Source organism: Mesorhizobium huakuii (assembly GCF_030160235.1).
In the GTDB taxonomy this organism is placed as follows: domain Bacteria; phylum Pseudomonadota; class Alphaproteobacteria; order Rhizobiales; family Rhizobiaceae; genus Mesorhizobium; species Mesorhizobium huakuii.
Genome location: NZ_BSNY01000017.1, coordinates 60,779 through 70,534, shown reverse-complemented (window position 1 = coordinate 70,534; position 9,756 = coordinate 60,779). Strand labels below are relative to the sequence as shown.

The 9,756-nt window shown below is 62.6% G+C and carries 11 protein-coding genes; all 11 read right to left on the bottom strand.

Features of this window, described 5'->3' with window-relative positions; genetic code table 11:
• Positions 1 to 249 precede the first annotated feature (249 nt).
• The gene (locus QQK95_RS08400) at positions 250 to 1,080 is read right to left on the bottom strand and encodes an aspartyl/asparaginyl beta-hydroxylase domain-containing protein (RefSeq protein WP_284270955.1); all 831 of its coding nucleotides are present in this window, start codon (positions 1,078 to 1,080) and stop codon (positions 250 to 252) included.
• Positions 1,081 to 1,239: 159 nt separating this feature from the next.
• Positions 1,240 to 1,359: a DUF930 domain-containing protein gene (locus QQK95_RS08395; protein WP_284271038.1), complete on the bottom strand. Its 120-nt coding sequence runs from the start codon at positions 1,357 to 1,359 to the stop codon at positions 1,240 to 1,242.
• Entirely contained in the window at positions 1,307 to 1,912 is a 606-nt protein-coding gene (locus QQK95_RS08390) for a DUF930 domain-containing protein (RefSeq protein ID WP_284270953.1), read from the bottom strand. Before QQK95_RS08390 ends, QQK95_RS08395 begins: the two co-directional genes overlap by 53 nt.
• A 5-nt stretch (positions 1,913 to 1,917) precedes the next feature.
• On the bottom strand, positions 1,918 to 3,225 hold the full coding sequence (locus tag QQK95_RS08385; protein ID WP_284270951.1) for a replication-associated recombination protein A: 1,308 nt from the start codon (positions 3,223 to 3,225) through the stop codon (positions 1,918 to 1,920).
• Positions 3,226 to 3,266: 41 nt separating this feature from the next.
• Positions 3,267 to 4,760, bottom strand: a complete 1,494-nt coding sequence (locus tag QQK95_RS08380; RefSeq protein WP_284270949.1) for a DegQ family serine endoprotease — start codon at positions 4,758 to 4,760, stop codon at positions 3,267 to 3,269.
• Positions 4,761 to 4,940: 180 nt separating this feature from the next.
• Positions 4,941 to 5,372 (bottom strand): 50S ribosomal protein L17, encoded by a 432-nt coding sequence (rplQ, locus tag QQK95_RS08375; RefSeq protein ID WP_284270947.1) that lies wholly within the window; start codon positions 5,370 to 5,372, stop codon positions 4,941 to 4,943.
• A gap of 104 nt (positions 5,373 to 5,476) precedes the next feature.
• Positions 5,477 to 6,487 (bottom strand): DNA-directed RNA polymerase subunit alpha, encoded by a 1,011-nt coding sequence (locus QQK95_RS08370; RefSeq protein ID WP_006205443.1) that lies wholly within the window; start codon positions 6,485 to 6,487, stop codon positions 5,477 to 5,479.
• A gap of 104 nt (positions 6,488 to 6,591) precedes the next feature.
• A complete protein-coding gene (gene rpsK, locus QQK95_RS08365; protein ID WP_006205444.1) occupies positions 6,592 to 6,981 on the bottom strand; it encodes a 30S ribosomal protein S11 in 390 nt (129 codons plus the stop codon).
• 140 nt (positions 6,982 to 7,121) lie between these two features.
• Positions 7,122 to 7,490, bottom strand: a complete 369-nt coding sequence (rpsM, locus tag QQK95_RS08360) for a 30S ribosomal protein S13 (RefSeq protein ID WP_006205445.1) — start codon at positions 7,488 to 7,490, stop codon at positions 7,122 to 7,124.
• 218 nt (positions 7,491 to 7,708) lie between these two features.
• Entirely contained in the window at positions 7,709 to 8,305 is a 597-nt protein-coding gene (locus tag QQK95_RS08355) for an adenylate kinase (protein WP_284270894.1), read from the bottom strand.
• Positions 8,302 to 9,642, bottom strand: a complete 1,341-nt coding sequence (secY, locus tag QQK95_RS08350) for a preprotein translocase subunit SecY (protein WP_013895692.1) — start codon at positions 9,640 to 9,642, stop codon at positions 8,302 to 8,304. The genes QQK95_RS08355 and secY overlap by 4 nt, the downstream gene beginning before the upstream one ends.
• Positions 9,643 to 9,756 lie beyond the last annotated feature (114 nt).

The following is a 9,756-nucleotide window of genomic DNA, read 5'->3' as shown; positions in this document are numbered from 1 at the left end:
GCCGCCAAAGAAGGACAAGGAAGGAAGAGACAGAACTACGAGACCAAAGCCGGAGCCATCCCCGACACTGTCAGGAGCCGCTCCGGCGAATCTTGTGACAAGATTCATATAATGAATTGTTGAGAGCCCAAATGGGCCGGCGCTTGAACGAGCACCTCGCAAGCAGGGAGAATGTCTTAAAGGCTGGCCACGAAGCAGCCGGCGGAGATGCTTGCTTGCAACCGCCGCCGGCGTTGACGGTTTCTCAGTTCAGGTGGTTTCGACCTTCTTCGGCTTGGTCGATCCGATCATCTTCCAGTTCTTGTAGAACATCGAATTGATGCGCTCGACGCTGACGGAGACGACAGCGAGCATGCCGGCAATCAGTCTTGGGAACGGGGACGGCCTGACGATGTCCATGAACACGCAGTAACGGCGGCCGTCATATTCGTTGACCGAACGGTGCAGCAGCGTGTCGTCGAAAATGAACTGCGGATTGTCGTACCAGTAGTTCTTGACGTTGCCGCATTCGACGAAGATTTCCGCTTTCACCGGGATCAGATTGTAAAGGATGCGCAGGCTGAGCCGCAGCGGGCCGAAATGCCAGGAGGTCGATTCGCGCTTGCTGAAGACCGAAACGGCTATGGTCTTGATGTATTTGAAATCCTTGTTGAACTCGGCGACGTTGTCGATCCGGTGCTTGCCGTACCACTGGTAGACATACATTCCGCGCCGGCCGGCGCCGAAATTGGCGTCGATGTCGGCTATGATCTCGTCCTTGCGCGCCTTGAAGATGTCCAGAACCTCATTGACCTCGCGCTGATAATCCTCCGGAAACTGCTCCAGCTTCCACACGCCGGGATTGCGGTAGCAGAGCAGATCGACCAGCAGGTTGAACGGCGACAAGAGCCAGGTGAACAGGCCGTTGCCGAGGAAGTAGCCGGAGAACAGCGCCAGATCCTTCCTGTCGTTGCGCAGCACGTCGATCAGGCCGCAGACGATGAAGATCGTCGTCAGAATTGGGATGAAGTAGAAGCCAAGGGCAAGAAGCGGGATGGCGATGGCGAATTTGCGAAGGGATTTGCGAAGGGTTTTTGTCATTTTTCCACGCGCGTAGCGCGATCCTGTTGCGAATGAGTGTGCCAAATCTCGGCAACGACCACCGCCCGGCCGTGCGCCTTGATAAGGTTTTTTGGGTCGCCGCACAACGCCACGACATCGTGGCCTGGCAGTTGCCTGGTGGAATCTGCCAGCCTTCGGTCAATGCACCGCTGGCAAGCCGAGCTCGTCCCATTTCTCCCTGGCCACGGGATCGCCGACCAGGAACTCAAAGCCGACGACGCTTCCGCCGTCTCGTGTGAGCTGGCATTTGAACTTCAGACCATACCAGTTTTTGCGACTGCGGAAAGCCGCAACCGTCCGCGGCGATCGTGGTGCCGCTGATCTTCTCCTCGGCCGTCGCATAAGGCACGACGCGTTCCGGCTGAAAGTCCGCGCGCCATCGCCGGATCTGGTCCATGGCCTCGAGATTGCACAATTGCACCATGCGTTCGTCGGAGGCGAAGGTCGCGAGATCGGCGCGCGCTTGCCGGATGCGCGGATCGGCGAGCGTCTTGGCCGACAGCATTTCGGTCGGTCGAATCATGGCCGGCGCGGCAGGCGCAGTAGATCGAGGAGCGCTTGGTGTTGGTGCGGGCGCTTTTGCCTCTGGCGCTGAGGGGGATGCTGGCGCCGGCGATGGTCTTGTCGAGGCCTCGAACTGCTGCGGCGTCAGAATGTCGACCGACACCCGTTCCTCTTCCAGCCGCTTCGGCGGCTTCGGCAGCGGCACGAGCGCCAGCGTGGCGGCCAGCAGCGCGTGGAGAGCAACCGAGGTTGAGATGCTCCATGGCGAGGCCTCGCTTCGAAGCGTGACGACCACCGGGCCGCGCAAATCGGCTATTCCCGTTCCTTGCGCAGCTTCGCCCAATAGTCGAGCCGCTTCCTGATGTCGCGCTCGAAACCACGTTCGGGCGGATCGTAGAAGGTCTGGCGGCCCATCTTCTCCGGAAAATAGTCCTGGCCCGAAAAGGCGTCCGGCTCATCATGATCGTAGCGATAGCCCGCGCCGTAATCCACTTCCTTCATCAGCTTGGTCGGCGCGTTGAGGATATGCTTCGGCGGCAGCAGCGAGCCATGCTGCTTTGCCGCCTGCGTGGCCGCCTTGAAGGCGGTGTAGACGGCATTGGATTTGGGCGCGGTGGCGAGATAGACGGTGGCCTCGGCAAAGGCGAGCTCGCCTTCCGGAGAGCCCAGATAGTCGTAGGCGTCCTTGGCGGCATTGGCGATGACCAGCGCCTGCGGATCGGCTAGGCCGATGTCTTCCATCGCCATGCGCACCAGCCGGCGGCCGAGATAGAGCGGATCCTCGCCGGCATCGAACATGCGCGCGAGATAGTAGAGTGCGGCATCGGGATCGGAACCGCGCACCGATTTGTGCAGCGCCGAGATCAGATTGTAGTGCCCGTCCTGGCCCTTGTCGTAGATCGGCGCCCGGCGCTGGACGATGCGCTGCAACCCTTCGGGATCGAATATCTCGCCAGGTTTGGCGGCGCGCCAGACTTCCTCGGCGAGCGTCAGCGATGCGCGGCCGTCGCCGTCGCTCATGCGGATCAGCATTGCCCGCCCCTCGTCGTCAAGCGGAAGCGCCCTGCCCTCCGTCTCCTCCGCCCGCACCATCAGCTTGGCGATGCTCTCCTCGCCGAGCGAATGGAAAACCATGACGCGCGCGCGCGACAACAGAGCCGCGTTGAGCTCGAAGGACGGGTTTTCGGTCGTGGCGCCGACCAGGACGACCGTCCCATCCTCCATGACAGGGAGGAAGGAATCCTGCTGGGCGCGGTTGAAGCGATGGATCTCGTCGACGAAAAGCAGCGTCTGGCGGCCATTGGCGCGGCGCAGCTTGGCTGTCTCGAACACTTTCTTCAGGTCGGCGACGCCGGAAAACACCGCCGAAATCTGCTCGAAGGCAAGGCTGGTCTCGCCGGCGAGCAGCCTTGCCACCGTGGTCTTACCGGTGCCTGGCGGCCCCCAGAAGATCATCGAGCCGAGTGAGCCCGAGCCGATCAACCGGGTCAGCGCGCCATCGGGGCCGGTCAGATGCTCCTGGCCGACGACCTCGCCAAGGTTTTTCGGCCGCAGCCTGTCGGCCAGCGGCCGCCCAGGCGGCGCCTTTTCCGGTTCATCGACGCTGAACAGATCGGCCATGCAATTCTTTTGGTTTGGAGCACGATCCCTTCAGATCGAACTCAGTAACGCAACACCTGGCGCAGTATCTGCCCGCCGCGCTCGACGGTAAAGCGCCACCAACGCGTATCCTGCTGGGCTACCTGCGCCAGCGTCGCGGCGGTATCGATGGTGGTGCCGTTGACCTCGCGCACGATGTCGCCCGGCTGGAAGCCGAAATCGGCGGCCGGCGAGTCGCGGTTGACATCGATCACCGTCACGCCCTTGAGATCGGTGCGCAAGCCAAGCTTCTGGGCAAGGCGCGGCGACAGTTCCGCGACCTTGGCGCCCGAGAACGGGCTGCGGCCATGCAGCGTCACTTCCGAAGCTTTCGCACCTTCCGGCGCGCGCTCCAGCGCGATGTCCATGGCTGCCTGCTTGCCCTTGGTCAGGATCGCGAAGTTCGCCTTGGTGCCGATCGACAGCGTCGCCATGCGGTAGTCCAGCGCCTCGATGCTCTCGACGGGCTTGCCGTTGATCTGCAGCACGACATCGCCCGCCTTCAGCCCGGCCTTGCCGGCGGGTCCCGTGGCGTCGACCGAAGAGACCAGCGCGCCGGTCGGCTTTTCCATGCCGAGCGATTCGGCGATCTGCGGCGTAACCGCCTCGAACTCGGCGCCGATATAGGGACGTTCGAAGAAGTCGAGGCCGGCCTTGGCGGCGTCGGCGAAAGCCCGCACCATGTTGGCGGGAATGGCGAAGCCGATGCCGATCGAGCCGCCGCTGCGGCTGTAGATGGCGGTGTTGATGCCGACCAGCTGGCCGCCCATGTTGATCAGCGCGCCGCCGGAATTGCCGGGATTGATCGCCGCGTCGGTCTGGATGAAATAGCCCGAATCCGAGACGCCGATATGGCTGCGGGCAAGTGCCGAGACGATGCCGCTGGTGGTGGTCTGGCCGACGCCGAAGGGGTTGCCGATGGCCAGCACCAGGTCGCCGACCTCGAGCGCGTCGGAATCGCCGATGGCGATGACCGGGAACGGCTTGTCGGATTCGATCTTGAGCACTGCGAGATCCAGCGTCTCGTCCTTGAGCATCACCTTCGAGGTGAATTCGCGGCCGTCGGCGGTCGCCACCTTGACCTCGTCGGCATCCTTGATGACGTGGAAATTGGTGACGATGACACCGCTCGGATCGACAAGCACGCCCGAGCCGAGCGAGGACTGCGCGCGCGGCTGGGCGCGGCCGAAAAACTCCTCGAAGAACGGATCGCCTTCGAAAGGCGATGTGACCTTGGCCGTCTGCGAGGCATAGACGTTGACCACGGCCGGCGCCGTCTGCTTGACCAGCGGCGCGAAGGAAAGCTGCACCTCCTCACGACCGAATGGCACGCGCTTGTCTGGCCCCGAGGTGGCATTCTCGCCTTCGACGCCATGCAGCAGATCGGTCAGCACGTCGGACAGGCCCGGATCGGCGGGCTTTGCCGCGTCTTCGGCCAGCGCCTGCCGGACTGCCGGTGCGGCTGCGAACACCATGAAGGCGCAGAGCAGGACAAGGGACAGTCTTTTGGCGCGCATTCGCGAATCCTCCTGGGAAGTTCGGGCGCATTGTCCCGACGATTGTGCAAAATGAAAGGCTAAGCCGCTGAAATCCGATTATTTTCGCGCCGGCAAATCGTTTAAGGCGGGCCCTGGCACGCGTAGGGCATGAAAAAGGGGCCCGCAGGCCCCTTCAATTCATTCTGGAAAGACGTGGCCTTATGCGGCCGCGGCTTCCGCGTCGGTGCCTTCGGCTTCGAGGCGGGCGCGGTCGCCGGCGCCCTTGGCCGAGGTGTCGCGATCGACGAACTCGATGACGGCCATCGCGGCGTTGTCGCCATGACGGAAGCCAGCCTTCATGATGCGCAGATAGCCGCCGTTGCGGGTGGCGTAGCGCGGGGCGATGGTGTCGAACAGGCGCTTGACGACGCCTTCATTGCCGATCTGAGCGATCACCTGGCGGCGGGCGTGCAGGTCGCCGCGCTTGCCGAGCGTCACCAGCTTCTCGACGATCGGACGCAGGTCCTTCGCCTTCGGCAGGGTGGTGACGATCTGCTCGTGCTCGAGCAGCGACACGGCGAGGTTGGCGAACATCGACTTGCGATGGCTAATGCTTCGGGCGAAGCGACGGCCTTTGAAACCGTGGCGCATGGCTCTTTTCCTTCTTCAGTTGTTCAAGAGGCCAAGGCCTCTGATGGTTTTCCGCATGACCGTCGGATCGGGCGGCCCACGCCGCCGATCCTTGGAATTCATGCTCAATATTGGTCTTCGTAACGCTTGGCGAGGTCTTCGATGTTTTCCGGCGGCCAGTCCGGCACTTCCATGCCGAGGTGCAGGCCCATCGCCGCCAAGACTTCCTTGATCTCGTTCAGCGACTTGCGGCCGAAGTTCGGAGTGCGCAGCATCTCGGCTTCGGTCTTCTGGATGAGATCGCCGATGTAGACGATGTTGTCGTTCTTCAGGCAGTTGGCCGAACGCACCGAAAGCTCAAGTTCGTCGACCTTCTTGAGCAGCGCCGGGTTGAAGGCGAGCTCGGTGACGGCTTCGGCGGCGACTTCCTTCTGCGGCTCGTCGAAATTGACGAACAGGCCAAGCTGGTCCTGCAGGATGCGGGCGGCGAAAGCCACCGCGTCCTCGCCTGAGATCGAACCGTCGGTCTCGATGGTCATGGTCAGCTTGTCATAGTCGAGAACCTGGCCCTCGCGGGTGTTCTCGACCTTGTAGGAGACCTTCTTGACCGGCGAATAGAGGCTGTCGACCGGGATCAGGCCGATCGGCGCGTCCTCGGCGCGGTTGCGCTCGGCCGGCACGTAGCCCTTGCCGGTGTCGACGGTGAATTCCATGCGGATTTCAGCGCCTTCGTCCAGCGTGCAGATGACGTGGTCGGGGTTGAGGATCTCTACGTCGCCAACCGTCTGGATGTCGCCGGCGAGAACCGCACCCGGTCCCTGCTTGCGCACGACCATGCGCTTGGGGCCATCGCCTTCCATGCGGATGGCGATTTCCTTGATGTTCAAGACGATGTCGGTCACGTCCTCGCGCACGCCGGCGATGGACGAGAATTCATGCAGAACGCCGTCGATCTGCACGGCGGTGACGGCCGCACCGCGCAGCGAAGACAGAAGCACGCGCCGCAGCGCGTTGCCGAGCGTGAGGCCAAAGCCACGCTCGAGCGGCTCGGCGACCAGCGTGGTCAGCGTCTTCTTCTTCGACGAGAACTCGATCTTGTTCGGCTTGATCAGTTCCTGCCAATTTTTCTGGATCATGATGCTTTCCTTCCGTTGACCCGCCACCATCCAATCGTGGCGGGCGACCTGGAATACCGCGGAGGAACGCCCCTGTGGGCGTTCGCGCGGCGTTCGGTAATTTCTTAGACGCGGCGCTTCTTGCGCGGGCGGCAGCCATTGTGCGGGATCGGCGTCACGTCACGGATCGAAGTGATGGTGAAGCCGGCCGCCTGCAGGGCACGCAACGCCGATTCACGACCGGAGCCCGGTCCGCAGACCTCGACTTCGAGCATGCGCATGCCGTGTTCCTGGGCCTTCTTGGCGACGTCCTCGGCAGCCATCTGGGCAGCGAACGGGGTCGACTTGCGCGAACCCTTGAAGCCCTGGGCACCGGCCGACGACCAGGCAATCGAATTGCCCTGCGCGTCGGTGATGGTGATCATCGTGTTGTTGAAGGTCGAATTGACGTGGGCAACGCCCGACGAGATATTCTTGCGTTCGCGACGGCGAACACGAGCGGCTTCCTTGGCCATGGTATTCCTTTCAGTTGATCTCTACACCGCCGTAATGCCAGCGGCTCCACCTAGGAGAAGGCAGTAGGGAGATATGGCAGTAGGGCAGTATGTCTGCCGTTCCTATTGCCTTAACTGCCCTACCCCCTTACTGCCCTAAATTACTTCTTCTTGCCGGCGATCGACTTGGCCGGGCCCTTGCGGGTGCGTGCATTGGTGTGCGTGCGCTGGCCGCGGACCGGCAGCGAACGACGGTGACGCAGGCCGCGGTAGCAGCCGAGGTCCATGAGACGCTTGATGTTCATCGACACTTCGCGGCGCAGGTCGCCTTCGACCTGGTAATCGCGATCGATGGTCTCGCGGATCTGCAGCACTTCCGCGTCGGTCAGCTGGTTGACACGACGCTCGGCCGGGATGCCGACCTTGTCGACGATCTCCTGGGCGAACTTCTTGCCAATGCCGTGAATGTACTGAAGCGCGATGACGACGCGCTTGTTGGTCGGAATGTTGACGCCGGCTATACGAGCCATGTTCTTTCCTTCTCCATGTGGGCCGGGCAACCTTCAAAACAAGGGAGACCTGGCGCTGTCAAAGTTGCCCCGCGTCCGGTGGAGGCCGGCCCTTGCGGGAGTTTCCAGTTCAAAGCGACTGCCTTGCCCTTGCGGACAAGCAAAGTTCGCACCTGATAGGAAGACGGGCCGCCATACCGCAGCGGGCCGCTCCCGTCAAGCCTATTCTTTAGATTCCCTTACCGCGCCCTGGTGGCGGCCGCCAGCACGGCTTCGATCTCGGCGGTCACCGCGTCGATGCTGGCCATGCCGTCGACCGTCTTGAGCTTGCCCTTGGCGTAATAGTAGCCGGTCAGCGGAGCGGTCTTCTTGTAGTACTCGCGCAGGCGCTCCTCGAACACCGCGGGATTGTCGTCCTTGCGCACCGGCTGGCCGGCGGACTTGGCGTCCTCGGCACGCTTGACGATGCGGCCGACCAGGGCCCTGTCGTCAACGACCAGTTCGATGACCGTGTCGAGGCCGATGCCGCGCTGCGAAAGCATCGATTCAACCGCATCGGCCTGCACCAGCGTGCGCGGGTAGCCGTCGAGGATGAATCCCTTGGCGCAGTCGGCCTGGTCGATCCGCTCGGCGACGATGGCGTTGACGATGGCGTCGGACACCAGTTCACCGGCATCCATCACCGCCTTGGCACGCTTGCCGACTTCGGAACCGGCCTGGACGGCGGCACGCAGCATGTCTCCCGTCGAGAGTTGGGGTATGCCGTGTTTTTCTACCAGTCTTTGTGCTTGTGTCCCCTTGCCCGCCCCTGGCGGCCCAAGCAAAATCAACCTCATCTGGCTTTCTTCCCCCCGCGCAGCTTCGACTTCTTGATCAGGCCTTCATACTGGTGCGCGATCAGGTGGCCCTGAATCTGCGCAACCGTATCGAGCGTGACACTGACCACGATCAGAAGCGATGTGCCACCAAGGTAGAATGGTACGCCAGTCGCCGAGATCAGGAACTCCGGCAGCAGGCACACCAGCACCAGATAGATGGCGCCGACGACGGTGATGCGGGTGAGAACGTAATCGATGTAATCGGCGGTGCGCTCGCCCGGACGATAGCCCGGGATGAAGCCCGAATGCTTCTTGAGCTGGTCGGCGGTGTCCTTCGGGTTGAACACAATCGCTGTGTAGAAGAAGGCGAAGAACACGATCATCGCCGCGTAGAACGCCATGTAGAGCGGCTGGCCGTGGCCGAGCGAGGCCAGGATGGTGCTCGCCCAGGCAGGCATGTTGGTGGTCTGCGAGAAGCCGGCGATGGTGGCCGGCAGGAGGAGCAGCGACGAAGCGAAGATCGGCGGGATGACGCCCGACGTGTTGAGCTTCAGCGGCAGATGCGAGGTGTCGCCCTGGAACATGCGGTTGCCGACCTGGCGTTTCGGATACTGGATCAGCAGGCGCCGCTGGGCGCGCTCGAAGAACACGATGAGCGCGATGACGACGATGGCCAGGACGATGATCGCCAGGATCAGGCCGGTCGACAGGGCGCCGGTGCGGCCGAGCTCCAGCGTGCCGGAAATGGCATGCGGCAGGCCGGCGACGATGCCGGAGAAGATGATCAGCGAAATGCCGTTGCCGATGCCGCGCGCGGTGATCTGCTCGCCCAGCCACATCAGGAACATGGTGCCGCCGACCAGCGTGACGACGGTCGAGATGCGGAAGAACATGCCGGGATCACTGACGATGCCGTTGCCGTTCTCCAGCCCCACCGAAATGCCATAGGCCTGCACCAGTGCCAGCAGCACGGTGCCGTAGCGCGTGTACTGGTTGATGACCTTGCGGCCCTGTTCGCCTTCCTTCTTCAGCGCTTCCAGCGACGGAATGACCGAAGTCATCAGCTGCATGATGATGGAGGCGGAGATGTAAGGCATGATGCCGAGCGCGAAGATCGCCATGCGCTGCACGGCGCCGCCGGCGAACATGTTGAACATGCCGAGCACGCCCTTGCTCTGCGAGGAGAAGGCCTGGGCGAAGGCGTCGGGGTTGATTCCGGGAAGCGGAATGTAGGTGCCGAGGCGGTAGACGAGCAACGCGCCAATGGTGAACCAGATGCGTTTCTTCAGGTCCTCCGCCTTGGCGAAGGCCGAGAAATTCAGATTCGAGGCTAGTTGTTCAGCAGCCGAAGCCATGCCTGATTCTCCGCTTGGTAACGCTTGATGGCCCGTGAGGTCAGGCGGTGCGTTTCACCGAAGCTCACGAGATAAGCTCCGGGCTCTTAACATGCAAGCGGCCGCGTTGACGCG